Genomic DNA, 23,530 nt, shown 5'->3' on the forward strand with positions numbered 1-23,530 from the left:
TTTAGGCTTATAATTATAAACTATGGGAAAATTAAGGGTTCAAGATGTGGCAAAGGAGCTTGGTGTTCCAGTCAAAGAGGTGAGAGAGGTTCTCAAAGAATGGGGTATAGATAAGGGGAATTTTGCCTACCTTAACGAGGAAGAGCTTCAGATAGTTTACGACCATTTTTCTGTTCCCAAAGAAAAGCCGGTAGAAAATGGAAGCAAAGCAGTAGCAAAAGAGGAGACCGTAGTAGTTTCTGAGCAGTCCAAAGAAGAAAAGCAAAAAGAGGAAAAAACCGAGCCAAAAAGAGAAGAGAAAAGATACAGAGACCAAAGGGATAAGAGATACCATGAAAAAGCAAGACAGCCAGCAAGGGAAGCACCACCTCCAAAGCGAGAGAGGGCGGAGGAAAGGGAGAGACCAAGAAGGGCAGAGGAAAGAAGACCCTTCCCAGCAAGGGTTCCTGCACCACCACCTATGCCTCCAACTCGCGAGCAAAGGGTAGAAGAAAAACCTCAAAAACCACAACCAAAGGAAAAACTCAGTAAAAGTGAAGAGCAAATGCTTAAAAAACTCCAACAGCCAGTGAAAAAGGAAAAGAAGGAAGAAAAGGAAGAGGAAATTAAGATAGTTCAAATTCCTGAGGTGATAACAGTAAGAGAGCTTGCAGACCTTTTGAGGACACCTCCAAACCAGATAATGGCGGAGCTTCTCAAGAGAGGAATACTTGCTACCATAAACCAAACAGTTCCTTCAGAAGTAGCACTTCAAGTAGCGGAAGCCCTTGGATTCCTTGCGGAGATAAAGTCGGAGGAAATAAAGGAAGAAGAGGAGACAGAGGTCTCTGAAGAAGGTGGAGAACCAAGACCTCCAGTGGTAGTAGTTATGGGACATGTGGACCACGGGAAAACTACCCTTTTGGATACCATAAGAAAGACAAGGGTTGCGGAGAGAGAAAAGGGTGGAATAACCCAGCATATTGGTGCGTCGGTGGTGGAGATGTCAGACGGAAGGAGGATAACCTTCTTGGACACACCGGGTCATGAAGCCTTTACTTCCTTAAGGGCAAGGGGAGCTCAGGTTACAGACATAGCGGTTTTGGTGGTTGCTGCGGACGATGGCGTCATGCCACAAACTGTGGAAGCCATAAACCACGCCAAAGCCTTTAACGTGCCTATAATCGTAGCGGTCAATAAGATAGACAAGCCTGGGGCTGACCCTCAAAGGGTAAGGAGAGAGCTTTCTGAACTTGGACTAATACCAGAAGAGTGGGGTGGAGATACAGTGTTTGTGGATGTTTCTGCCAAGACGGGGCAGAATGTGGAGACCTTGCTTGAATACATACTCTTGGTGGCAGACCTGCTTGAGCTAAAAGCCAATCCAAACAAGCCAGCAAAGGGGACAATAATAGAATCTAAACTTGACAAGCAGAGGGGCGTGGTGGCAACAGTTCTGGTACAAGAGGGAACTCTTAAACTTGGTGATATCTTTGTGGCGGGAACTACCTATGGGCGTGTTAGGGCTATGTTTGACGATAAGGGCAGGAAGGTCAAAGAAGCAGGACCTTCTATGCCCGTTGAGGTGTTGGGCTTTGAAGAGCTTCCCATGGCAGGAGACCAGCTCAAAGTGGTTGAGGATGAAAGAAAAGCCAAACAGATAGCGGAGCAGAGAAAACTCAAAAAGGAGCAGATGGAAAAGGTAGCAAAGGGCTTTGTGCTTGAGGAGGTCTTTAAAAAGATACAAGAAGGGGAACTAAAGGAGCTAAGGCTCATACTAAAAACGGATACACTTGGCTCTTTGGAAGCTCTGAAGAAGTCTTTCTCTGAGCTTTCCACACCTGAGGTCTCTGTAAGAATAATACATGGGGATGTGGGTGGCATAACAGAAAACGATGTTATGCTTGCTAAGGCGAGTGGTGCGGTTATAATCGGCTTTAACACGCGTCCAGACATAAAGGCAAGGGAAACTGCGGAAGCGGAGAAGGTAGATATAAGGCTCTATGGAATCATATACGAGGCTATAGAGGATGTGAAAAAGGCACTTAAGGGTATGCTAAAGCCTGTGGAAAGAGAAGTGGTTCACGGCACTGCGGAGGTAAGAGCAACCTTCAAGATAAAGGGTGTGGGCACCGTTGCTGGATGCTATGTGCTTGATGGAAAGATACTCAGAAATGCAAAAGCAAGGCTCGTGAGAAACGGCGTTGTGGTCTTTGACGGTAAGATAGAAAGCCTAAAAAGATACAAGGAAGATGTGCAGGAAGTGGCTAAGGGCTTTGAATGTGGAATAAAGCTGAAGGACTACAATGACGTGAAGGTAGGTGATATCATAGAATGCTACGAAGTGAAGTTAGAAAAGCCTCAATAAGCGTCAATGAAATATACCCAAGCATACAAGGAGAAGGGCTTTTGGTGGGGACACCAAGCCTTTTTATTAGACTTCAAGGTTGTAATCTCAGATGCCCTTGGTGCGACCAGCCTTCCGCTTTAGCCTTTAGAGAAACTTCTATAGGTTTAGAGGAACTTCTAAAAGAAGTTGATAAGTATCCTCACAGACATGTAGTTATAACGGGCGGAGAACCTTTTACAGAAGAATCTCTACCCTTGCTTGTGGAGGACCTCCTAAAAAGAGATAAGTCTGTTCAGATAGAGACAAATGGTACACTGTGGCAGGACGCTATAGGAGAGCTTGCACCACAAATTCATATAACCTGCTCTCCAAAGGCTGTTGCAGGCTGGTTTGTGCATCCAAAGATAAGACAGTATGCAAAGGAGCTAAAGTTTGTGGTAGACCAAGAGCTAAGCCTTGACGTGCTTCTTAAGTTTTCTGATTTTCTCCAAAGAGGGGTGGTAGTGCTACAGCCAGAGGGTAATAAGAAGGTCTTTCTACAAAAAGCCCTTGAGATGCAGTTAAGGCTTTTGGAGATGGGTTATCAAGTTAGGGTAATTCCGCAGGTGCATAAGTTTCTTGGGCTGAAGTGAGCTTTTGTGTGGTAGGGAAGAAGTATTCTACAATTGCAAGATATAATGCCCTTGCGAAGCTATCCTGAAAATCCTTGTCAGACATCATCAAAGCTTCTTGCGGGTTTGTCATAAATCCCACCTCCACAAGGACAGAAGGTATGCCGGGGGTTTTAAGCACAGCAAAGCCTGCCCTTTGGATACCCCTAAAATGCACATCCCTGCCAAGCTCTCTCCTTACTACTTTAGCAATTCTATTTCCAAAGACTACACTCTCATTAAGCGTCACATCCATGGCAAGGTCTGCCAGCACTGCCCTTGCGGATGTGGGTATATCATCTCTTCCGAAAACAAGGCTTGCATAATTTTGATTGCTAACTATCTGCTGACGGCGTCTTTGTGCCGCTTCTGAAGATATGGCAAAGATAGTTGTCCCTCTTGCCTCTGGAGACCTCTGAGGATGGGCGTCTGCATGTATGCTTATAAAGAGGTCTGCCCTGTTTCTTAAGGCTATGTTCGCCCTTTCCTGAAGAGGCACAAAGGTGTCATCCTTGCGTGTCATTATAACTTTAAACCTTCCATCTTTTTCAAGGTAATCCGTAATCCTTTTAGCAATAGCAAGCACCACATCCTTTTCTTTTATTTGCATAAAACCTATAGCCCCTGGATCGTGTCCTCCATGCCCTGGGTCAATCACTACAACTCTTCTTTGAGTTATCACCTGCCCTCTTCTTACCTCATTAACCACTCTCTCGCCAGAAGGAGCCATGTTAGTGTGACGCAGTATTCTTACAAATACAGGGTCTATTATCTCTATAAGTTCATCCCTTTCCTCCACCTTTGCAACCGCCCTTTCTATATATGTCCCCGTGTATACATCTATAACTATCCTGAATGGCTCTTGCAGAGAAAAGGCTTTTATGTCTTGAAAGTTTCTCTCAAAAACCAACCTCGTACCCCAATGATGCTTACCAATACGACCTTGCATGTTTGCGGGAAGGTTTATATTGACATCCTCCATAATATCCACCACAACCCTCTTTGGGTTTTCAAGGGTGTAGACTTTGTAGTTTACGCTTTTGTCCAACTGGAGAACTATACGCTCCTTTTCTGGATACTTTCCTACCCTAACAACAGCCTTCTGAGAAAAGGCAAAGCTCATAAACAAACTAAAAATTACCAAAATCCTCAGGAACATGGACCTCCTCCTCCACTTCAGAATACCTTGTTGCCCATGCGGGCTTTGGAAATCTCACAATCATAGGGTTTGGTATGTCAGGCTGGTATAGAATCATACTGCCCTTCTTGAGCATTATGGCTCTCTGTTTGAAGTTCCCTGTAAGATACTCGTATTCCTTGCTAAGCACCTCGCTGGAGTCCATTCTACCCAGCACTTTAAGGGCTGAGTTTGCCACCACCCTTTTTTCTACCTCGCTGGCGGTTTGCTGAGCACCTATGAGTATAACTCCCAAGCTCCTACCTCTTTCTGCAATATCCAGCACCACGTCCTTTATAGGGCTCCAGCCCTCCTTTGGTGCATACTTGTTTAGTTCGTCAAGAACCACGAAAACTTTAGGATAGGGCTTGCCTATGTTTTCTTTTTCTTTGAAGACCTTCTTGAGTATGGCTCCCACCACAAACATCTTGCCTATGCTGTGAAGACCGCTTATGTCCACCACAGATAGCCTGTTGTCCTCCCATCTGGGCGGGCTTGATAAGCCTCTTATGAGCCTTCCCACGTGCATACAAGCCCTGCTGAACCTTCTAAAGAAGGCATAGGCGGTCTGGGTTTGAGCATCCCCAAACCAGCTCCTGTATAGTTCAGATCCCTTATTCTGCTCCTTGTCCCTTATGGCTTCTTCAAGCCTTTCTTCAAGGTCTTTAAGGCTCTCTATATCCCTTGAAAAGTCGTCCAGAAGCCTCCCGGGCGGACTGTTTTGTGCAAGGGCGTAGAGCTTGTTGGCTATCCTGTCTATCACGTAGTGTATATTGGAAACGCCTTCCTCACCCTCGGTGAACATAAACCTTATAAGCCCTTCCTCTGCAAATTCCCTTATACTCCAGTAAAAGGGGACCACATTCTTGTCCAACCGCTCGCAGTCTGGCGTGTGCGGGTCGTGGTAAGAGGGTGGCACATAGAACTTCACATCCCTAAAGGGCTCAGCCCTTAGCCCCATAGCTTCATAGACCTTATGGCTTTCCTCATCAAGGTTTTTGTTTCTCTTATCAAGCCAGAGAAGGTCCTTGCCCTTGACGTTGAAGATTATCCCATGCACCTTGTCCCTGTCCCCAGCCTTTTCAAGGATAGAGTAGAGGAGAAAAAGAGCGTAAGAGGTTTTTGTGGCTATGCCAGACATGCCCGATATACTCACATGGGCACCCTCCAAGCCGTTTATAAAGTGGTAGTTCACATAGACCACATTACCGTTTCTATCCAAGCCTGCGGGAATCTTCTCCTTCATCTGGTCATAGTAGAGGGCTCTTTCAAACTCCTTGCCCTTTGCCTTGTAGACCGCATCCCCGGGAGAGGGTGGTGCAAAAACCTCTGGCTCTATTCTTGTCACATTAACCCTTGCCACATAGGCTATGTTTACAGGAATTATACCCTTGCTAACCAAATGTGCGTCGTAGACAAACTCTGCACCTTCCAGGAACTTTTGAACTTCGTTAACTATGCCATAATACTTGACCCTTTGACCCCCCACCTGGCTGTCCACATAAAGCACATCGTCCAGCTGGACCACCTGACCCTCCTCCACCCCAACCCAAAACTCAAGGGGACTAATGGGCTTTGTGCCGAGAACTATACCCACCCTCATGCATAAAAATATAACACTTTCACAAGCGGGCGATGGGATTTGAACCCACGACCTTCTGCTTGGGAAGCAGACGCTCTACCCCTGAGCTACGCCCGCTTGATATATATTATATTCCATGGAGTTTCCAAAGCTAAGACCAAGAAGACTAAGAAGGAACGAAAATATACGCAGGCTTGTGAGAGAGACCAAGCTAACCCTTGACGACCTTATATACCCCATCTTTGTGCGATATGGTCAAGGCATTGTGGAAGAAGTCCCAAGCATGCCCGGGGTTTATCGCTACAGCCTTGACAAGGTAGTGGATGCAGTAAAAGAGGTAAGAGACCTTGGTATACCTGCCATAATACTCTTTGGCATACCAGAGCACAAGGATGAAGTAGGCTCAGACACTTGGAGTGATGAGGGCATTATACAAAGGGCTCTAAGGCTCATAAAGAAGGAAGTGCCAGATATGTATCTTATAACGGATGTATGCTTTTGTGAGTATACAACGCACGGGCACTGTGGGGTGCTGTGTGATGGAGATGTTCACAACGACCTGACCCTTGAAAACCTCAAAAAGCAGGCTATATCGCATGCCAAAAATGGTGCGGACATGCTTGCACCCTCTGGCATGATGGATGGGATGGTAAAGGCTATAAGGGAGGCTTTAGACTCTTCTGGCTTTGAAAACATTCCCATAATGGCATATTCTGCTAAGTATGCCTCTGCCTTTTATGGACCCTTTAGAGAAATAGCTGAATCCGCACCAGCCTTTGGCGACAGAAGAAGCTACCAGATGGACCCAGCAAACTCAAGAGAAGCTATTAAAGAGATACTCTTGGATGTGCAAGAGGGTGCGGACATTGTGATGGTAAAACCTGCACTTGCATACCTTGACATAATATCAAAGGTAAAAGAGCTTACACTTTTGCCCGTGTGTGCTTACAACGTGAGCGGTGAATATGCCATGATAAAGGCAGGTGGTAGGCTTGGCTGGATAGATGAAAAGAGGGTGATGATAGAAACCTTGCTTTCCATAAAGCGTGCGGGTGCGGACATGATAATCACCTACTTTGCCAGGGATGTGGCAAGGCTCATAAACAGTGGAGAAGTTTGATGGGCTTGGTTGAAAGGTATCCAGTAAGATACACAGTGGAGGACTGGAAACATTGGCAGGGAGACTGGGAGCTGGTGGAAGGAGTTCCCTACGCCATGGCCTCGCCAAGACCCATAAACCAAAGGCTTTTAATCTTAGTGGCCTTGCTTTTAGAGGGAATACTCAGAGATAGATGTCCAGATTGTATGGTTTGCGCAGAGCTTGATTGGTATATTTCTTATGACACAGTTATAAGACCAGACCTTATGGTGCTTTGTGGAGAAATTCCAGAAAGGGTAGAAAGCCCACCGCAGATGGTTGTAGAAATAGTTTCGCCTTACAGCAGGCAGATGGATGAGGGGCTAAAGTTTGAGCTGTGTGAAAGAGAAGGTGTGAAATACTTTGTGCTTGTGTATCCAGAAGAGAAAAGAGTGAAGGTCTTTGAGCTCGCTAAAGGTAAATACAGGGAGAAAAGGGACAGAGGCTTCAGCTTTGGAGAATGTAAGGTAGAAATAAAGCTTGAGGAGGCTTTGATATGAGGTTCTATGGCATACCTTTTGAGGATAGGGTGCTTGAAATAGTAGAGAGGATAACAGATGGTGAATGGCTTTATGAAGAGAATGGCAATAGGGAAGAGCTGTCCGCAGAGGAAGTTAAGAAAAAACTCCTTGAGCTGGTCAATATGGTAAAGAGTTGGAAGCAAGAAAGTAGGCATATACCCGCAGGCACAACTTTCTTTTTTGTAAGCACTCCAGACAACCCTCAAGCTATAAAGGTCTATGACCTATCTTCTCTTGGATGTTCCTCAAGTCTTAGCCCCGCAAGGTGGAAGGTCTACAAAAAGGAGTTTGAAGGTCAGCTTTGATGGTATATTTCCTCAAGTATCTCTTTGCCACCCTCTTCTAAGAGCCTCCTGGCAAGTTTTTTGCCTACTTGCTCCGCTTGATGGAGGTCTCCTTCTTCTATTCCCTCTAAAAACTTCCTTCCTTCAAGGTCGGAAATAAAGGCTTTTAGCTTTAATTTCTCGCTCTCAATCCATGCATAGGCACCTATGGGCACTTGGCAACCACCTTGAAGTTCTCTCAGAAAAGCTCTTTCACACTCCGCCCTAATACGACTTTCTCTATGGTCAAGAAAGGCTATAGCCTCATACACCCTCTGGTCTTCTTGTCTTATCTCTATGGCGAGACTTCCTTGACCCACTGCAGGAATAAAGTCTTCCAAGACCTCGCTTACCCTTTCCTCAAAGCCCATTCTCTTAACACCTGCGTAAGCAAGCACTATGGCGTCATAAAGTCCTTCCTCCAGTTTTCTGAGCCTCGTGTCCACATTTCCGCGAAGGGGCTCTACCCTCAAGTCTGGTCTTTTTCTCTTTATCTGAACCTGTCTCCTCAAAGAGGAAGTGCCTACCTTTGCACCCTCTGGAAGCTCTTGAAATCCTCTTCCATCCCTTGATATGAGCACATCAAAAGGCTCTTCCCTCTCTGTTATAGCTCCAAGAGTGAGACCCTCTGGCAGAACCATTGGCACATCCTTTAAAGAGTGAACCGCAAGGTCTATATCTCCTCTCAGAAGTGCCTCCTCTATCTCTTTTACAAAAAGTCCTTTGCCTCCTATTTTTGCCAAAGGAGCGTCAAGGATTTTATCGCCGGTGGTAGTGATAAGCACAAGCTCCACGCTGTAGCCTCTGCCCTCAAGCCTCTCCTTTACATAGTTTGCCTGCCAAAGAGCCAACTTGCTCTTTCGTGTGCCTATGCGAAGTGTATTCTTACTCATCCTTGTCAACCCTACCAAGTTTTTCTATTATCCTTCTAAACTTTTCAAAAGGCATGACTTTCTCACTTTCTTCAATCCGCTCTGTGGTTATTACGAAAGCTCCGTCCATATCCACTTCAACGATAGCCCTACCCTTTTTTGCAAACCTTTTTCTTGAGAGGTCCTTATCTTCATCAAGTGTTATAAAAAAAACTTTTATATTTTGCGTGAGTTTTGATTGTTTCAACTTCAAAGACCAATAACCTGTTTGAGCTATTCTTTCCCTTAAGGTAGCTTTTACGGATATTATCGCTAAAGCTCTGCAATTCTTATTGTATATAACTAAATCAGCATCTGGAACATGCATCCCAAACTCACCATAATCAACAAGTATACTCCTTTTCACCATGCATAGACACTCATCTAACACTATACCACTTAACTTTGAACCACTTATTATATTTAAACCATGTTTTTTAACTTCAGAACTTATAACTTCCACTATCAACTCTTCAAGAAGCCTCCCTTTGAATGCTTTCCAGCTTTGCTCTGCGTCTTTTATACCAAACTTGGTTATTTCCCCAGAGAACTCTTGCCTTATGGTTTCAAGAATATTAGAAAGGTTTTCTATGCCCTTTAGTTTTACATCTTCTATAGCTTTCAATTTTAATGTTTCAAGGAAAAACTTTTTACTATCTTTCATAGAAATTCCACCTTATTTTCGTCCCTTTCTTTTTAACACTCTCATCTTTTCCAACTATTATGAGGTATTTAAAACCTCTTAGATAGAAGTTATGCTGTAAAGCCTTGCTATGCCAAAAGGGGGTATTTGAAGCTTGATTTCTGCGAACCACACAAACCACATCAACAGGGGAAAAATATTTTGTAAGTCTTTCGTATATCTTAAAGCCCACTGGAATATATTCCCCCTTTGCCCATTGGTCACCTATTAACCAAGCCAATACTTTGCCTTTTTTGAGTATTCTATAACATTCCTGCATTACTTTTTCAAGCTCCTCGTAAAACTCTTCAGAACTTGCAGGTATATGACCTATATTTAAGGGATGGTCGTTATATTTGATGTTGTCTCCGTATGGCGAGTCTACAAACACTAAATCCACCGTTTCATCCTTCAGAGGTATGTTTCTGGCATCCGCCTGTATTATATCTTTTCTCGTTGGCACTATATCAAAGGCTACAACCCTTCTCCTCTCTTCAAGGCACACATCTATCGTAGTCCCAGAACCTGCCATAGGGTCGCATACTATCTCACCAGGTTCAGTGTATCTCCATATGAGGTTATAAATAATGAAGGCTGGAGTAACGCCAGGGTATTTATTATTACCCTTTTTGGTATATCCGTAACTTTGGTATGGATAGTCCCACAAGGTAGTTGTCATCATTGGGGGTATGTATTTGTCATCTACTATTTCTTCCTTGCGAAACCTATTTATTGCTCTTCCCTCAAGGATATTCTTTATCAGAAGTGCCCCCTTCTCTGTCAGTATATCTCTCCACGAGATGTTAAGACTTCTAAAGATTGAACTTGCCTTTTCAACTTTTTTTATGGTTTGTGTTGTTTCAAAGCGTATATAGTAAGGGTATCTACCTTCAAAGATTGGAATATCTTTATCATATCCAGGTTCGCCTTTTGCAGTAAAAGTGCCATAAAGAACATCTTTGTCAAGATTATACAGAAAAATAAAATCGCCTTCTTTAACTGCGAATAACTTATTTGCGTAATTTTTCCCAGTCAAGATTATCCTATTAGACAATAGTGTTTCCTCGCTCTTGTCAGTGCAAGCAAAGATAAAACCATGTCTAACAAAATGCTTTTTTACTTCACTTTTTTCTACCCCCACCGAGCTTAGGAAACCCATTTCCTCTAACCTTCCACCACCCTTATATGAAGCTCCTTGAGCTGTTTTGGCTCCACATAGTCTGGTGCACCAGTGAGAGGGCATATGCCCTTTTGAGTCTTCGGAAAGGCTATCACATCCCTTATAGAGTCCAAGCCTCTCATTATGGCAATTAGCCTGTCCAGTCCAAAGGCAAGTCCACCATGTGGTGGTGCTCCAAAGCGTAGTGCGTCAAGTAGAAAACCAAACTTCTCCCTTGCCTCCATCTCTGGTATCTCCAAAAGCTTAAAGACAAGTTCCTGAAGGTCTTTCCTATGTATACGAATAGAACCTCCTCCCACCTCGTATCCGTTTATCACAAGGTCGTAAGCCCTAGCCCTTACAGAATGAACAAGCCTCTTTTTCTCCTCCAACTCCTGCACCTGTAGAGCCCTTTCAAGAAGCGGAATATCCTCCTCTCTGGGTGAAGTGAAGGGGTGGTGCAAGGAGACAAACCTTTTCTCCTCCTCATCCCATTCCATGAGAGGAAAGCCCACCACCCAAAATATATCAAACTTGCTAGTGTCTATAAGGTTGTATTTCTTGCCTATGTGAAGCCTTAGATTTCCAAGAATACGGTAGACCACTTCCCTTTTGTCCGCGGAGAAAAATATCACATCACCTGGCTCAGCCCTTAGCTTTTGTAGAAGCTCTCTGGTCTCTTCCTCAGAGAAAAACTTTACTATTGGTGAGTTTAGTTTGTCTTCTTCTACCTTTATCCAAGCAAGACCCTTTGCTCCAAGGCTTTGCACAAACTGGGTAAGCTCATCTATCTCTTTCCTTGAGAGGTTTGAGCCTTTGAAGTTTATAGCCTTTACCACTCCACCAGATTCTATGGCTTGACGAAACACTTTAAACTCTGTATTTTTAAAGACCTGTGTGAGGTCCACAAGCTCAAGCCCAAACCTACGGTCCGGCTTGTCCGAGCCATAAGTTTCCATGGCATACTCGTAGGATATGCGGTCAAAGGGGAGCTTTAGCTCAACGCCAAGAAGCTCCTTAAAGAGGCTATATATAAGCCTTTCGCTAAAAGCCATAACATCCTCTTCTTCTACAAAGGACATTTCAAAGTCTATCTGGGTAAATTCAGGCTGACGGTCTGCGCGCAGGTCCTCGTCCCTCAAACATTTAACTATCTGAAAATACCTATCAAAACCTGCAACCATAAGCACTTGCTTAAAGAGCTGTGGAGACTGAGGAAGGGCGTAAAACTTGCCCGGATGTAACCTTGAGGGAACAAGAAAGTCCCTTGCACCCTCTGGGGTGGACTTGGTAAGAAAGGGTGTCTCTATTTCCACAAAGCCTTCTTCAAGGAAAACCTTCCTTATTACCTGATAGGCTCTATGCCTAAAGAGAAGGTTTTCCTTCATGCTCTCCCTTCTTAGGTCCAAGTAGCGATATTTGAGTTTTGTCTCCTCCGAAAGGTGTGTCTCTTCGTCAATGGGAAAGGGTAAGGTTTCTGAGGTGTTGAGAATTTCAAGCTCTTCAATTACCACTTCGTAGTCTCCCGTCTTTAGCTTTGGGTTTTCTGTGCCCGGGGGTCTTTTCCTAACAGTGCCACGCAGGGAAACCACATACTCTGACCTGAGCCTATCCGCAAGCTCATACACCTCAGGGTTTGTTTTTTCTTCCACCACACACTGGATTAGACCCTCTCTATCTCTGAGGTCTATAAAGATTACTCCTCCGTGGTTTCTTATGCGATGAACCCAGCCGTTTAAAATAACCTCCTTTCCGAGGTCTTGTTCGCTGATGTGTCCGCAGTATCTTGTTCTTTTTAGCATATTTAAATTATAGAAAATCCCTTCTTTGCATGCTTTAAGATGGTAGAATATAAGGTGATGAAGGTAAGAGTTCTTATCCTTCCCAAGAAAGGACTTCTTGACCCAGAAGGCAGGGCGGTAAAAGAGATGCTCCTTGACGGCGGTTTTGATGTAAAGGACGTAAAGGTGGGAAAGGTTGTGGAGCTTGAGGTGGGAGAAGGCACAGACATAAAAGCCCTTGTGGAAAGGTATCTTGTAAATCCCTTAGTTGAGGAGTATGTAATAGAATGAAGTTTGCGGTCTGCGTATTCCCAGGTTCTAACTGTGATTATGATACTTACTATGTGATAAGAGACTTGCTTGGGCAGGATGTGAGCTTTGTAGACCACAATACAAAAAGGCTCAATGGTTTTGACTGTGTGGTCCTCCCGGGTGGTTTTTCCTTTGGTGATTATCTGAGGGCTGGAGTGCTTGCCAGCAAGACTCCCCTGGGTAATGCTATAGTGGAATACGCACAGCAAGGGGGTCTTGTGCTTGGTATATGCAACGGCTTTCAGATCCTTACAGAACTTCACCTACTGCCGGGTGTTTTACTCAGGAATGAGAACATGACCTTTCTGTGTAGAGATGTCTACCTTAGGATTGAAAACAATTCCCTGCCCTTTACCAGAAGGTTTGAAAAGGATGAGGTTATAAGGCTTCCTATAGCTCATGGGGAAGGGAGGTATTATGTGCCAGAGGAGGACCTAAGGGTCATGGAAGAAAGGGGGCAGGTGGTTCTAAGGTATTGCGATGAAAATGGTAATATAAACCCTTCCGCTAATCCCAATGGCTCATCGCACAACATAGCGGGGGTTTGCAACAAAGAGGGTAATGTCTTTGGTCTTATGCCCCACCCAGAAAGAGCCTGTGAAGACATACTTGGCTACCGAGACGGCATAATACTCTGGCATTCTCTTGTCGCTTAAGGCTATAATTTAAGCATGAGGTTTTCCAACGAAACCAAGGTAGGTTTTCTCGTGATTGTTTTTTCCCTTGGCTTTGCCTTTCTTATACTTACCTTTGGAGAGGTTCCCTTTTTCAGACCTGCGGTAAAGACCTACAAGGTCTACTTTGACAATGTAGCGGGGCTTAGTGTGGGTGCGGAGGTAAGGGTGGCCGGTATAAAAAGTGGAAAGGTTAAGTCTGTCAGCTTAAAAGATGGCAAGGTGGAGGTGGTTTTTGAACTTGATAAGAATATAGCCCTATACAAGGATGCACAGGCGGAGATAGGAACTCTTGGTCTTATGGGAGATAAATACCTAAACATATACCCCGGAAGTCCACAAGCAGGTGTGTTGGAAGAGGGTGGGACTATAAGTAAAACCCTTGGTTATGCGGATACGGACCTTCTTATAAAGCAAATGACAGATGCCTCAGAATCCATAAGGCTAATGGTGGAAAGCTTCCAGCTTATACTTTCTGAAAACAGAGAAGATATAAGGAGAGTGGTGCAGAACTTGGAAATGCTTACCCGTAATCTTAACTTAATAGCCCTTGAAAACAGAGAGTCCCTAAGGGGAGCTATACATAACATAAACCTACTTGCCTATAACTTAAACAGAACACTTCCTCAAACTATAGAAAGCATAGACAGGCTTGCGAAGAGTCTTGAAGCCATAGCCAGCGAGAACAGGCAAGACATAAGAGAAACCGTTGCAAACCTAAAACAGCTTAGCAATGACCTAAAGACAACCCTTCCCGAACTTTCAAGAAACCTTAACGAGCTTTCAGTAAATCTAAACGCCTTGATTGTGGAAAACCGTCAAGATATAAGAACCACCACATCAAATCTCTCTGAACTTACCAAAAGCCTTAAAGAAAGCTCTGAAAGGTTAAATAACATACTGGCACATATTGAAAGAGGTGAAGGCACATTAGGGAAACTAATAAAGGATGAGGAACTATACAGAAATGTATCCTCTGGTGTTAGGGTGCTTGGCAAAGCAGGAGAGGTCGCAGATAGGACAAATCTCTACATAGGCTTTAGGGGTGAGCTCTACAGGGCTGGTGATTCAAAGGGGATACTTACTGTCAAACTGCAACCCGATAACGAAAAGTATTACCTCTTAGAGATAGTTGGGGACTCAAGGGGTAGAGTCTACAAGGAGGAAATACTCCCTAATCAATGGATAGTTAAAAAGGAGTTTAAGCCTGAAGTTACATTGCAGTATGCAAGAATATTTCCCTTCTTTGGTAAGGAGCTTGTCTTGAGAGGTGGACTAAAGGAATCCACAGGCGGAGTAGGTGCTGACCTTATATATTCACAGAGACTCGCCTTTACCACAGACCTTTGGGACTTTGGAAGAAGAGACAGACCACAGGATAAGGACCTAAAGCCAAATCTTCAGGTGGGTGTAAACTACAAGGTTAATGGTCCTATGTATGTGAGGTTTGGTGGCGATGACCTTTTAAATTCAAAGCTAAGGGGTGTATTCGGTGGTGTAGGTCTTATGTTCACTGACAACGACCTAAAATACCTGCTTGGTGGTTTAAGACTGCCCTTGCCATAAGGTAAATTGAAATAAATTTATGAGTAATAGCCATGTATAGGGAACACATATACAGGCTCTACAGAGTGAACATGAACTTGAAAGAGGACGAGTCTTTGCTCCTGCTTACGGATACGGAGAAGGACTACCTTTTGGCTCTGATAGACCAGTTTGTGGAAAGTGCAAGAGCCATAACACAAAAAGTAAGGCACTGTGTTTATCCCTCTTTGGGAGGGCATGGCAAAGAGCCACCAGAGGAGGTTTGGAGGCTTGCCTTTGGAGATAGAGCAATAGATGAGCTAAGAAAAAAGGGTCTCTTTGAGCATATACTCCTTAAAGAAGACTATTCGGAATATGAAGCTCTGCAAATACTCAAGGCTTACGCAGAGGATGTCCCTCAAGTGGTGGTAGCCTTTCCCTACTTTTCCACCACACATACCTTTTTTAGAAAAGCTCTTACAGAAGGCTTTGGCTGTAGATACGCAAGTATGCCTCTTTTTGAGCCGGAGATGTTTTACGGTCCTATGAACGTGGACTGGGATTACGTAGCAAAGTTGAGCCTTGATGTAGCAGACATGCTCTCCGAAGCGGAATGGGTGCATGTAAAGGCGGAAGGAACAGACATGGAGTTTTTTGTGTTAGGAAGGAGGGCTATAGCGGACACGGGTCTTTTCCATCATAGCGGTCAATATGGAAACCTGCCTGCTGGCGAAGCCTTTGTAGCCCCTATAGAGAACTCAGCCTTTGGAAAGCTAACCATAACCTACGGTCCTGATAGGAAACTGGAAAGACCCATAACCCTTAAATTCCGAGATGGTGCGGTGGAAGAGATAGAAGGCTTTGAACCATATAGGAATTACCTTGAAGAGGTGTTTAAAAGATACGAGAATGCCCGAGTAATTGCAGAGTTTGGCGTTGGGACAAACCCAGGTGCAAAAAGACCCGACAATGTGCTTGAGGCAGAGAAAATTCTTGGCACAGTGCATATAGCCATAGGAGACAACCATACCTTTGGAGGTGTGAACAGAGTTTCCTTCCACACCGATTATGTGGTTTTTGAACCCCAAGTAACCATAGGAGGTAAGGGATGGCAAAAGAGACTTTTAGAGAAAGGCAGGCTCAGGACCTGAGGATTGACCTACTAAGAAAGGTTCACATTTTTGAAGACCTGTCAGAGGATGAGCTCAGGGATGCCCTGAACTACATGCAAGTTAGGGAGTTTAGAAGAAATGAGTATCTCTTCTTTGAAGAGGAGGCGGAGCCTGGCGTTTACATCCTTCTGGATGGTCTTATAAAGCTCTTGAAGGAAACCCACGATGCAAGGATTGTTATAGTTAGGCTTGTCTATCCTGGGGACATATTTGGCTGGATAGAGTGGGGTAAAAAGGTTCCAAGAAATACTTACACCGCTAAGGCGATGCTTGAAAGCAAGACCCTCTACATTTCCAACAGGGACTTTATAAACCTCTCCATAAAGCATCCTGCTATTGCTATAAAGATGACCTGCGAAGCAACTACCACACTTCTGCATAGTTACGAAACTCTCAAGAGCATAGCGGGTGGTAAGGTAGAAGAAAGGATTGCGAAGGTCCTTCTTGAGATAGCGGACAGAATAGGGAAAAAATACGAAGATGTCATAGTCATTGATGCACCCCTAACAAGGCTTGACATTGCAGAGATGACTGGCACAACTGTGGAGACCACCATAAGGGTTATGAGTAAGTGGAAAAAGCAAGGCATAATAAACGCAGAGAGGGGATACATAGAGATAATAAAAAGGCGTGAGCTTGAAAGGCTTGCAGTATGAGCCGGGCGGGATTTGAACCCGCGACCCACGGATTAAAAGTCCGTTGCTCTGCCAGCTGAGCTACCGGCTCTAAGTTTAGTTATTATAACATCTATGAGATTTCTATTCAAGCAGTTTCTCCTTCCCTTTACCCTTTAAAATTCTTAGTTTAGACCTTTCAATAGCAAGGTCACCATCAGGCACATCTTTGTTTATTACAGAACCACCTGCCACAAAAGAATAGTTTCCAAGCCTTATTGGAGCGATTATCAAGGAGTTGCTACCTATAAAGGCACCCCTTCCCACATAGCTCTGATGCTTTCTCTTTCCGTCAAAATTTGCAAAAACCACACCAGCACCTACATTCACATCATCCTCAATAGTTGCGTCTCCTATATATGCAAGGTGCTTTGCTCTTACTCCTTCTCCGATAAAGGATTTCTTGACTTCCACGAAGTTTCCTATATGGCTACCTTTCCCTATTAGGCTGTTTTCTCTAACATGGGCAAAGGGTCCTATCACAGCCCCAGACTTTATGTGTGAATTTCTTACTATAGAATATGCCTCTATCACTGCTCCCTCTTCCACCACGGAGTTTTCCAAGAGGCTACCTTTTCCTACCAACACACCCCTGCCGAGCCTTGTGTTGCCCCTTAACATAACATCTGGATATATCTCTACATCGCCCTCTAAAACCACGTCTGGTTCTATCCACACACTTTCTGGTTGATGTATGGTGTTGCCCTTCTCCGCCCACTCCTGAAGTATCCTTAGCCTTATCACATTCTCCGCTATGGCAAGCTCCCACCTCGTGTTAGCTCCAAGGACTTCCGTAGGGTCTTCCGCCATAAAGCTCCTTACTGTGTAACCTTTCTGGTGCATGAGATTGAAAACCTCTGTGAGATACACTTCACCCGTCTTAGGACTGGGCTTTACGTGAAAGAGGGTTTCTACAAGATGAGGACAATAGAAAATGTAAACCCCTCCATTTATTTCCTTTATTAGCTTTTCTTCAAAGCTCGCATCCTTTTCTTCCACCACCTTTATCACATTTCCCCTTTCGTCCTTTATTATCCTTCCATAACCCGTTGGGTCTGGTAATTGTGTGGAGAGTAAAAGGGCACTTAACTTGATACCCTCGTATTCTTCCACCATATGCAAATATCTCTGCATGTTTTTGAGGGTTTGTGACTTGACTAAGGGAGAATCTCCGTTTATTACCAACATATACCCATCGTAGTCTCTCCAAAAGTCAATGGCAGAAAGCACTGCATCACCAGTTCCACCCTTTGGGTTTGATTGGTAAAAGTAATGGTAAGAATCTCCAAAGTATTCCCTTATCTGCTCCGCCTTATACCCCACCACAAGGGCAATATTTTCTATATGCAATTCCTTCAGAGTTTTTAGAACATACCAGAGCATGGGTTTACCAAGTATGTTATGCATAACCTTTGGCTTTTCGCTTTTAAAGCGCGTTCCAAGACCTGCGGAAAGAACAAGGGCTCGCATTGGAATATTTTAACTCCTCCCTGCGTCTCTTGCGACACCTCTTTTTGAAGTCCTTATGAACTCCACTAAGTTTCTTACCTCTTTGTGGTCTCCGTATTCACTAAGAAGTAAGGCTATAGCATCCTCCTTCAACATACCACTTCTAAAGAGAATTCTGTATGCCCTTTTGAGAATGGCTATTGTTTCCTTGGAAAAGCCTCTCCTCTCAAGTCCAATCGTATTTATGCCGTATAGATGTGCATGTTGTCCTGACGCCCTCACGTAGGGCGGTATATCAAGGGATACTCCAGATAGACCCCCCACCATGGCGTAAGCTCCAACCCTCGCCCATTGGTGGACTGCGGAAAGCCCGCCTATAAAGGCATACTCTCCCACCTCTACATGCCCTCCAAGGGTAGCACAGTTTGCCATGATAACTCCCCTTCGGACTATGCAGTCATGTGCCACATGGGAATAAGCCATAAGCATCACATCATCCTCTATAACTGTTTTCATCTTGTCTATGGCTGTTCCCCTATGAATGGTGACGTATTCTCTTATTATTACATTATTGCCCACTATCACCTCGCTTTCTTCTCCTGCATATTTTAGGTGTTGTGGCTCCTCTCCTACGATAGCTCCGTCATGAATCCTACAGTTTGAACCTATGGAGACCTTTCCTTTTATTGAGACCCTTGCACCTATTTTTGTTCCCTCTCCAACTACCACCTTGCCTTCTATGATGGTGTAGGGACCGACCTCCACGTTCTCTCCCAGCTCTACCTCCCCCCTTATTATAGTTGTTGGATGAACCTTTGGCATTTTAGACCCCCCTTATAAGGTATTGCCTAAGTATTTCAAGAGCCCACTGGGTAGCTATGAAACGGTTCTCATTCCTGCTACCCTCAAAGAGAAACCTTCTAACAACCACTTCCCTGTCTGTTGCGAGGGCTATGTAGGTAAGCCCCACAGGTTTTTGGTCTGTCCCTCCTTCTGGTCCGGATATACCCGTTATGGCAAGTGCTATGTCCGCATCCGTTTCCTCAAGAGCACCCACCGCCATCTGTCTGCAAACCTCTTCAGAAACCGCACCGTGTCTTCTTATAGAGCTTTCTTCAACCCCGAGCAGTTTTGTCTTGATCTCGTTGGCATAGACCACAAAGCCACCTACGAAGTAGTGAGAAGAACCTGGAACATTTACGATCCTTGCGGAAAGTAGACCACCTGTACAACTTTCCGCAATGGCTAGCTTTAAGCCTTTTTCTCTTAAAAGGACTCCTACAATCTCCTCCATACTCTTCCTTCCAATTGCGTAGACAAAGTCTCCATACCTTTCCATAAAGACCTTTAGCTCTTCCTCATCCTTGATAAGAAAGTCAACACCGCCAACCCATTTCCTGCTTTTATAGCCCTCAATAACATCTAATCCTATAGTCCTGACTAAAAAACCTTCAAACTCAATAGGATCCTCACATACACCCACCATCATAGGAAGACCTCATACCTGTGATAGGGATTTTTTAGGAAAGCTCCAACTCTATGCCCTGGGTCAAAGGGTTGAAATTCTTCATACTCTGAGGGTATAAAGATAACGCCCTCTGCTATATTTTCTGTGGTGATTAAGTCAAAACTTATACCTCCTATCTGTATGCTATCCTTTAGTCCGATCCTTCTTGCAGTGTGCGTGTTTATATAAGCCCTTTGAAACCTTTCCATCTCATGAGTCCAAGGGTTCCAATGTCCCAAGTCCTCCACAAGGGTGCTGTCTGTGTAGAGGAAAAGCTCCCCCTTTCGTGTGTAGTAATCACCTGAAAACCCCTTCGAACCAATGTCTTCCATCCTAAGCTCTACCTCACCCTTTGTTTCTAAATCTTCATAGTATTCAAAGTCTTTTAGGCTTACCCTTAGCCCAAGAGCTTTTCCAAGCACGTCCGCAGGACTATAAACATCTTGCGCATCTACCGTCTTTGGTGAATATACAAGATAGCCAAAGCCATGCCTGTAGTTTATAAAGTCTCGCTCTTGATACATGCTCAAGGCAAAAAGCATGTCCGAATAATGGGCTGTAATGTTTGGGAAAACCTGAAAGCTAACCACAAACTTATCCTTAAGGGCTTTTAGATGGTCTTCCCTTAGATATCTAAAGTGGTTTCCTACCACCACAAGGTTATCAAACTCCTCAAACCTTTCAAAAAACTCCTCCATAGGCTTGGCAGGGAAAGGCATAAGGTCTCCCACAAAGCTGTAGTTGACACCAAACTTCTTTCTAAGCCCAGCAAGAATAGAAAGTATAGCTTCTCTAAAGGGAGAGTTCAAAAGGTGTGCCCCCACAAGGACAAGGGCACCTCTCATGAGAAACAGGCTTCTTTTAACAAACTCCACCTTGCTATCACCCTTTTCAGGCTTAAGAATAGCCTGCAAAAACTCTATAATAGAATCTGGCTTTAATAGCAGTCTATCCTTTGCCTTGGCACAGGTGGTTTCATACCTGCTGGAGAGACAAAAGAGGTATGCACCCGCTTCTATGGCATCTACCACCCACCGCGTTGCCATAACCTCAGAAAAAACTGGCTCCGCATCAACGGAGAGTATGAACTTTGCCCTTTTCCAATCAGTGGGCTTAAGACTTGAAGGCATAAACTCTACAATGGGGGCATCAACAAAAACATCCTCTGAGAGGCTTCTGGCAAGGAGATAATCCTCAAGTCCTGCCTGCCTACCAAGCAAAAAGGCGGTCTTGCCCTTTGATAGTTTTCCCTTCAGGATTTCAAGAGCTTGAGCGTAATCAACAGAAATAAACTCATCTCCCTTCCTCATAAAAATACCTTTTAGTCTCATAGGATTGGTTGTCGCTTCCTGTATATAGGCTATACCTTTGGTGCATAGACTTCCCATCCCCCTTGGGTCTGCAGGGTGTCCGTATAAGTCTACTATCTTACCTTCCTTTTGGTAAAGGATATATCCGCAGGCACATCCACAACCTGCACAAAAACCTACCTTTTGGCTGTCAAACTCCTTCACCGTGAGAGGTATTTTTGTGGGCTCAAGGCTCATTGAGTAGAAGATTATACGACAATTTTTTTACGGATTTATCTTGTGGGTTTTCTGATAGTTAATTATTGTTTGACATTATTATAGTATCAAACTACTTGACATTTTCCAAAATAGGTATATAATCATACCCATGGATGAGGTAGCCAAGATAATGGCAAGAGGGCTGGTAGCTTTGCCCAGTGATGTTAGAAAAAGGCTCGGGCTAAAGGAGGGAGACTTGGTCAGGATTGAGGTAAAAGATGACCAGCTCATAATAAAAAAGGAGCAGAGGGTTTATGACCTAAAGGGTAGCATCCCATCAGGACAAACCCAACAGAAGAGCTTTGCCCAGATATTAGCGGAAGAGTTCCAAAAACAGAAGGGAGGGAAGAAGGATGGCGGAGCTTAAGGCTACAAACCCCTACGATATAAAACCCCCTGAGCCGAAAGTTCTACCCAAAAACTACACTCAAGGCGTAGACAATCTCTCTTCTGAAGACTTCCTAAAAATATACATGGAGACACTAAAGTATCAAGACCCTTTCCAGCCTCAAGACCTCTCAAAGATGTTAGAGGACATGACAAGGCTAAATCAGATCAGGTATATGAACGATATGAAAAACTTTATGGAAAGTCTCAAGGGTTGGTTTAATCAAATCACACTTCTCTCAAGCCTGAGTTTGATAGGTAAAGAGTTTGTGTTTTCCACTGACAAAATAGACACACTAAAGGGTGGGCAATACTACCTTCTGTCTTCAGAGGATATAAAGGGTGCTACCATTAGGATAATGGATGGGAATGATGTGATAAAGGAATATCAAGTAGATATAAACAAGGGGCTTAATCCTATTGAACTTAGGGACCTGCCAAAGGGGCAGTTCAGCGTGCAGATACTTAAGAACGGTATGCCCGTTGATGGTCTAAATCTTGGTGTTATGGGTAAGATAAAGTCTGTTAGTGTTTCTGGTGGGGAACTGCTTTTTGAGCTTGAAAATGGAGAGCTTGTCTCTCCTTCAAGACTAATATATGCAGGAGGGACGTAGTCATGATGAGGAGCTTTTTTAACGCTGTAACGGGCATGAACGCCTACAGAACATGGATGGACATAACCGCAGATAATATGGCAAACGTAAACACCATAGGCTTTAAGGGTAGTAGACCCATTTTTCAGGACGTTATATCTTCGGTCACCATAGGTCTTAATACAGTAACCAACACCATTAAGTCTACCACATACGGAGCGGGTGTTTTGGTTGATAGCACGCAAAAGCTTTGGACAATAGGCAACTTCAAGCAGACAGGTATAAATACCGACCTTGCCATACAAGGCAGAGGGCTTTTTATAATAAAGGACCCCATTTCAGGAATCAACTACTACACAAGGGATGGACAATTTAGGCTTAGCAGGGATGGCTATATGGTTAATTCTGGTGGTTTAAAACTGCAGGGCTTCAGGGTTGACGAAAGGGGAAAAACCGTAGGCACAGGTCTTGAGGACATTCATGTTATACCTCAGCTTCCACCAAAAGCTACAGGGCAGATAAGGTTCTTGGGTCCAACAAACCTTAACGCAGATGCAGGTGTACCTGCTATTGCTTTTGACCCAAATGACCCTGCAAGTTACAACTACAAATACACCATAACCATATACGACAGCCTTGGAACCCCCTATCAAGCAGACCTGTTTTTCAGAAAGACGGGAACAAATACATGGGATATATACCTCAGAGCAGATATCGACCCAGCAAATGCAGGATATGAGCTTTCTGGTGACTGGACAGGTGTTCAATTTGATTCCTCTGGAAAACTGGTCTACGACGGAACGGTAGTTAGGAGAGAACCGTCTCCCGATGGGAAAAGCCATTACTACTATCTTGACCCAGGTGCTCTTTCCGTTCCTACAACCACTCCCAGCGGTGGAACTTTCCCTGCAAACACCGACTGGAGGATATACGTAGGTGAGTCTCTCCAATCTGTGACAGTAAATAATGGAGACCCTATCCCAAATTCATACATAACCCAATACTCTGCAGACTTTCTTGTCACAGCAGACCAAAATGGCTACGCCAAGGGTGACCTCGTAGATGTCTATGTTCTGTCCGAAGATGGTGCGGTTGTAGGGGTATATTCCAACGGAAAATCTCTACCCCTTTATAGAGTGGCGGTTGCAGTGTTCTCTGACCCAGAAGAGCTTATCAAGAAAGGTGCAAATCTCTATACTTCCATCTCTACACCAACCATAATGACTCCAGGTGGTGCGGAGAAAGTCAGGTCTGGCATGTTAGAAATGTCCAATGTGGATATAGCCTCTGAGTTTATAAATCTTATATCTGCCCAAAGGGCATATCAGGCAAATACGAGGGTAATAACCTCATCCAACGCAGTGCTTGATGATACAATAAATCTGGTAAGGTAACTTAGAAGATGGGTATGGGAGGG

The 23,530-nt window shown here is 44.2% G+C and carries 23 protein-coding genes and 2 tRNA genes; 13 read left to right on the top strand and 12 right to left on the bottom strand.

The genetic code is table 11. The features are described from left to right. Window positions 1-22: 22 nt before the first annotated feature. Window positions 23-2,347, top strand: a complete 2,325-nt coding sequence (infB, locus tag G3M65_RS05375) for a translation initiation factor IF-2 (protein ID WP_173833565.1) — start codon at window positions 23-25, stop codon at window positions 2,345-2,347. Beyond that, window positions 2,314-2,961: a 7-carboxy-7-deazaguanine synthase QueE gene (locus G3M65_RS05380; protein WP_173833566.1), complete on the top strand. Its 648-nt coding sequence runs from the start codon at window positions 2,314-2,316 to the stop codon at window positions 2,959-2,961. Before infB ends, G3M65_RS05380 begins: the two co-directional genes overlap by 34 nt. Here the strand turns inward: G3M65_RS05380 and G3M65_RS05385 are convergent. The 3 genes from G3M65_RS05385 to G3M65_RS05395 form a co-directional block, all read right to left on the bottom strand. Then, entirely contained in the window at window positions 2,918-4,138 is a 1,221-nt protein-coding gene (locus G3M65_RS05385) for an N-acetylmuramoyl-L-alanine amidase (RefSeq protein ID WP_173833567.1), read from the bottom strand. The two genes, G3M65_RS05380 and G3M65_RS05385, sit on opposite strands and share 44 nt — an antisense overlap. Then, window positions 4,110-5,759 carry an ATP-binding protein gene (locus G3M65_RS05390; protein WP_173833568.1) on the bottom strand — a complete coding sequence of 550 codons (1,650 nt, stop codon included), beginning with the start codon at window positions 5,757-5,759 and terminating at the stop codon, window positions 4,110-4,112. The genes G3M65_RS05385 and G3M65_RS05390 overlap by 29 nt, the downstream gene beginning before the upstream one ends. A 24-nt stretch (window positions 5,760-5,783) precedes the next feature. Next, window positions 5,784-5,855 (bottom strand) — tRNA-Gly (locus G3M65_RS05395). Window positions 5,856-5,874: 19 nt separating this feature from the next. Here G3M65_RS05395 and hemB point away from each other — a divergent pair. Genes hemB through G3M65_RS05410 form a run of 3 tightly spaced genes read left to right on the top strand, consistent with a single transcriptional unit; the run spans window position 5,875 to window position 7,702 of the window. Then, entirely contained in the window at window positions 5,875-6,858 is a 984-nt protein-coding gene (hemB, locus tag G3M65_RS05400; protein WP_173833569.1) for a porphobilinogen synthase, read from the top strand. Next, a complete protein-coding gene (locus G3M65_RS05405; RefSeq protein ID WP_173833570.1) occupies window positions 6,858-7,376 on the top strand; it encodes a Uma2 family endonuclease in 519 nt (172 codons plus the stop codon). The genes hemB and G3M65_RS05405 overlap by 1 nt, the downstream gene beginning before the upstream one ends. Then, window positions 7,373-7,702, top strand: a complete 330-nt coding sequence (locus G3M65_RS05410) for a hypothetical protein (protein WP_173833571.1) — start codon at window positions 7,373-7,375, stop codon at window positions 7,700-7,702. Before G3M65_RS05405 ends, G3M65_RS05410 begins: the two co-directional genes overlap by 4 nt. Here the strand turns inward: G3M65_RS05410 and hemC are convergent. The 4 genes from hemC to aspS are packed head-to-tail and all read right to left on the bottom strand — an operon-like array spanning window position 7,693 to window position 12,274. Further along, window positions 7,693-8,613 carry a hydroxymethylbilane synthase gene (gene hemC / locus G3M65_RS05415; RefSeq protein ID WP_173833572.1) on the bottom strand — a complete coding sequence of 307 codons (921 nt, stop codon included), beginning with the start codon at window positions 8,611-8,613 and terminating at the stop codon, window positions 7,693-7,695. The genes G3M65_RS05410 and hemC overlap by 10 nt on opposite strands. After that, window positions 8,606-9,295 (bottom strand): BsaWI family type II restriction enzyme, encoded by a 690-nt coding sequence (locus G3M65_RS05420; RefSeq protein ID WP_173833573.1) that lies wholly within the window; start codon window positions 9,293-9,295, stop codon window positions 8,606-8,608. The genes hemC and G3M65_RS05420 overlap by 8 nt, the downstream gene beginning before the upstream one ends. Beyond that, a complete protein-coding gene (locus G3M65_RS05425) occupies window positions 9,285-10,472 on the bottom strand; it encodes a DNA methyltransferase (protein WP_173833574.1) in 1,188 nt (395 codons plus the stop codon). Before G3M65_RS05425 ends, G3M65_RS05420 begins: the two co-directional genes overlap by 11 nt. A 5-nt stretch (window positions 10,473-10,477) precedes the next feature. Further along, a complete protein-coding gene (gene aspS / locus G3M65_RS05430; RefSeq protein WP_173833575.1) occupies window positions 10,478-12,274 on the bottom strand; it encodes an aspartate--tRNA ligase in 1,797 nt (598 codons plus the stop codon). A 57-nt stretch (window positions 12,275-12,331) separates the two neighbouring features. Here aspS and purS point away from each other — a divergent pair, with 57 nt between their 5' ends. The 5 genes from purS to G3M65_RS05455 are packed head-to-tail and all read left to right on the top strand — an operon-like array spanning window position 12,332 to window position 16,591. Next, complete coding sequence (purS, locus tag G3M65_RS05435) at window positions 12,332-12,544, top strand: phosphoribosylformylglycinamidine synthase subunit PurS (RefSeq protein ID WP_173833576.1); 213 nt, start codon at window positions 12,332-12,334, stop codon at window positions 12,542-12,544. Then, window positions 12,541-13,221 (top strand): phosphoribosylformylglycinamidine synthase I, encoded by a 681-nt coding sequence (gene purQ, locus G3M65_RS05440; protein WP_173833577.1) that lies wholly within the window; start codon window positions 12,541-12,543, stop codon window positions 13,219-13,221. Before purS ends, purQ begins: the two co-directional genes overlap by 4 nt. 15 nt (window positions 13,222-13,236) lie before the next feature. Beyond that, window positions 13,237-14,805 (top strand): MlaD family protein, encoded by a 1,569-nt coding sequence (locus G3M65_RS05445; protein ID WP_173833578.1) that lies wholly within the window; start codon window positions 13,237-13,239, stop codon window positions 14,803-14,805. A 32-nt stretch (window positions 14,806-14,837) separates the two neighbouring features. Beyond that, complete coding sequence (locus G3M65_RS05450; protein ID WP_173833579.1) at window positions 14,838-15,914, top strand: aminopeptidase; 1,077 nt, start codon at window positions 14,838-14,840, stop codon at window positions 15,912-15,914. Next, a complete protein-coding gene (locus tag G3M65_RS05455) occupies window positions 15,872-16,591 on the top strand; it encodes a Crp/Fnr family transcriptional regulator (protein ID WP_173833580.1) in 720 nt (239 codons plus the stop codon). The genes G3M65_RS05450 and G3M65_RS05455 overlap by 43 nt, the downstream gene beginning before the upstream one ends. Here the strand turns inward: G3M65_RS05455 and G3M65_RS05460 are convergent. The 5 genes from G3M65_RS05460 to G3M65_RS05480 form a co-directional block, all read right to left on the bottom strand. Further along, a tRNA-Lys gene (locus G3M65_RS05460) sits at window positions 16,589-16,661 on the bottom strand. The two genes, G3M65_RS05455 and G3M65_RS05460, sit on opposite strands and share 3 nt — an antisense overlap. 32 nt (window positions 16,662-16,693) lie before the next feature. Continuing rightward, complete coding sequence (gene glmU, locus G3M65_RS05465; protein WP_173833581.1) at window positions 16,694-18,079, bottom strand: bifunctional UDP-N-acetylglucosamine diphosphorylase/glucosamine-1-phosphate N-acetyltransferase GlmU; 1,386 nt, start codon at window positions 18,077-18,079, stop codon at window positions 16,694-16,696. A gap of 9 nt (window positions 18,080-18,088) precedes the next feature. Further along, window positions 18,089-18,880: an acyl-ACP--UDP-N-acetylglucosamine O-acyltransferase gene (lpxA, locus tag G3M65_RS05470; RefSeq protein WP_173833582.1), complete on the bottom strand. Its 792-nt coding sequence runs from the start codon at window positions 18,878-18,880 to the stop codon at window positions 18,089-18,091. Window position 18,881: 1 nt separating this feature from the next. After that, window positions 18,882-19,547, bottom strand: a complete 666-nt coding sequence (locus G3M65_RS05475; RefSeq protein ID WP_173833583.1) for a CinA family protein — start codon at window positions 19,545-19,547, stop codon at window positions 18,882-18,884. Then, the gene (locus G3M65_RS05480; protein ID WP_173833584.1) at window positions 19,544-21,112 is read right to left on the bottom strand and encodes a molybdopterin-dependent oxidoreductase family protein; all 1,569 of its coding nucleotides are present in this window, start codon (window positions 21,110-21,112) and stop codon (window positions 19,544-19,546) included. Before G3M65_RS05480 ends, G3M65_RS05475 begins: the two co-directional genes overlap by 4 nt. Window positions 21,113-21,242: 130 nt before the next feature. On the opposite strand from G3M65_RS05480, the gene G3M65_RS05485 reads away from it, so the two are divergent. The 3 genes from G3M65_RS05485 to G3M65_RS05495 are packed head-to-tail and all read left to right on the top strand — an operon-like array spanning window position 21,243 to window position 23,507. Continuing rightward, window positions 21,243-21,500: an AbrB/MazE/SpoVT family DNA-binding domain-containing protein gene (locus G3M65_RS05485; RefSeq protein ID WP_173833585.1), complete on the top strand. Its 258-nt coding sequence runs from the start codon at window positions 21,243-21,245 to the stop codon at window positions 21,498-21,500. After that, window positions 21,487-22,134 carry a flagellar hook assembly protein FlgD gene (locus G3M65_RS05490; protein ID WP_173833586.1) on the top strand — a complete coding sequence of 216 codons (648 nt, stop codon included), beginning with the start codon at window positions 21,487-21,489 and terminating at the stop codon, window positions 22,132-22,134. The genes G3M65_RS05485 and G3M65_RS05490 overlap by 14 nt, the downstream gene beginning before the upstream one ends. A 2-nt stretch (window positions 22,135-22,136) precedes the next feature. Further along, window positions 22,137-23,507 (top strand): flagellar hook protein FlgE, encoded by a 1,371-nt coding sequence (locus tag G3M65_RS05495; protein ID WP_173833587.1) that lies wholly within the window; start codon window positions 22,137-22,139, stop codon window positions 23,505-23,507. The last annotated feature ends 23 nt before the right edge of the window (window positions 23,508-23,530 follow it).

It is taken from the genome of Hydrogenobacter sp. T-8 (assembly GCF_011006175.1).
Lineage (GTDB): Bacteria > Aquificota > Aquificia > Aquificales > Aquificaceae > Pampinifervens > Pampinifervens florentissimum.

Excerpts from the sequence above, each read along its gene's own strand:
- infB (WP_173833565.1), top strand. The coding sequence starts at position 23 with ATGGGAAAATTAAGGGTTCAAGATGTGGCAAAGGAGCTTGGTGTTCCA.
- G3M65_RS05475 (WP_173833583.1), bottom strand. The coding sequence starts at position 19,547 with ATGATGGTGGGTGTATGTGAGGATCCTATTGAGTTTGAAGGTTTTTTA.
- glmU (WP_173833581.1), bottom strand. The coding sequence starts at position 18,079 with ATGCGAGCCCTTGTTCTTTCCGCAGGTCTTGGAACGCGCTTTAAAAGC.
- purS (WP_173833576.1), top strand. The coding sequence starts at position 12,332 with ATGAAGGTAAGAGTTCTTATCCTTCCCAAGAAAGGACTTCTTGACCCA.
- G3M65_RS05455 (WP_173833580.1), top strand. The coding sequence starts at position 15,872 with ATGGCAAAAGAGACTTTTAGAGAAAGGCAGGCTCAGGACCTGAGGATT.
- G3M65_RS05445 (WP_173833578.1), top strand. The coding sequence starts at position 13,237 with ATGAGGTTTTCCAACGAAACCAAGGTAGGTTTTCTCGTGATTGTTTTT.
- G3M65_RS05390 (WP_173833568.1), bottom strand. The coding sequence starts at position 5,759 with ATGAGGGTGGGTATAGTTCTCGGCACAAAGCCCATTAGTCCCCTTGAG.
- G3M65_RS05495 (WP_173833587.1), top strand. The coding sequence starts at position 22,137 with ATGATGAGGAGCTTTTTTAACGCTGTAACGGGCATGAACGCCTACAGA.
- hemB (WP_173833569.1), top strand. The coding sequence starts at position 5,875 with ATGGAGTTTCCAAAGCTAAGACCAAGAAGACTAAGAAGGAACGAAAAT.
- G3M65_RS05420 (WP_173833573.1), bottom strand. The coding sequence starts at position 9,295 with ATGAAAGATAGTAAAAAGTTTTTCCTTGAAACATTAAAATTGAAAGCT.
- G3M65_RS05385 (WP_173833567.1), bottom strand. The coding sequence starts at position 4,138 with ATGTTCCTGAGGATTTTGGTAATTTTTAGTTTGTTTATGAGCTTTGCC.
- lpxA (WP_173833582.1), bottom strand. The coding sequence starts at position 18,880 with ATGCCAAAGGTTCATCCAACAACTATAATAAGGGGGGAGGTAGAGCTG.
- hemC (WP_173833572.1), bottom strand. The coding sequence starts at position 8,613 with ATGAGTAAGAATACACTTCGCATAGGCACACGAAAGAGCAAGTTGGCT.
- G3M65_RS05425 (WP_173833574.1), bottom strand. The coding sequence starts at position 10,472 with ATGGGTTTCCTAAGCTCGGTGGGGGTAGAAAAAAGTGAAGTAAAAAAG.
- aspS (WP_173833575.1), bottom strand. The coding sequence starts at position 12,274 with ATGCTAAAAAGAACAAGATACTGCGGACACATCAGCGAACAAGACCTC.
- G3M65_RS05450 (WP_173833579.1), top strand. The coding sequence starts at position 14,838 with ATGTATAGGGAACACATATACAGGCTCTACAGAGTGAACATGAACTTG.
- G3M65_RS05480 (WP_173833584.1), bottom strand. The coding sequence starts at position 21,112 with ATGAGCCTTGAGCCCACAAAAATACCTCTCACGGTGAAGGAGTTTGAC.
- purQ (WP_173833577.1), top strand. The coding sequence starts at position 12,541 with ATGAAGTTTGCGGTCTGCGTATTCCCAGGTTCTAACTGTGATTATGAT.
- G3M65_RS05490 (WP_173833586.1), top strand. The coding sequence starts at position 21,487 with ATGGCGGAGCTTAAGGCTACAAACCCCTACGATATAAAACCCCCTGAG.
- G3M65_RS05405 (WP_173833570.1), top strand. The coding sequence starts at position 6,858 with ATGGGCTTGGTTGAAAGGTATCCAGTAAGATACACAGTGGAGGACTGG.
- G3M65_RS05410 (WP_173833571.1), top strand. The coding sequence starts at position 7,373 with ATGAGGTTCTATGGCATACCTTTTGAGGATAGGGTGCTTGAAATAGTA.
- G3M65_RS05380 (WP_173833566.1), top strand. The coding sequence starts at position 2,314 with ATGCTACGAAGTGAAGTTAGAAAAGCCTCAATAAGCGTCAATGAAATA.
- G3M65_RS05485 (WP_173833585.1), top strand. The coding sequence starts at position 21,243 with ATGGATGAGGTAGCCAAGATAATGGCAAGAGGGCTGGTAGCTTTGCCC.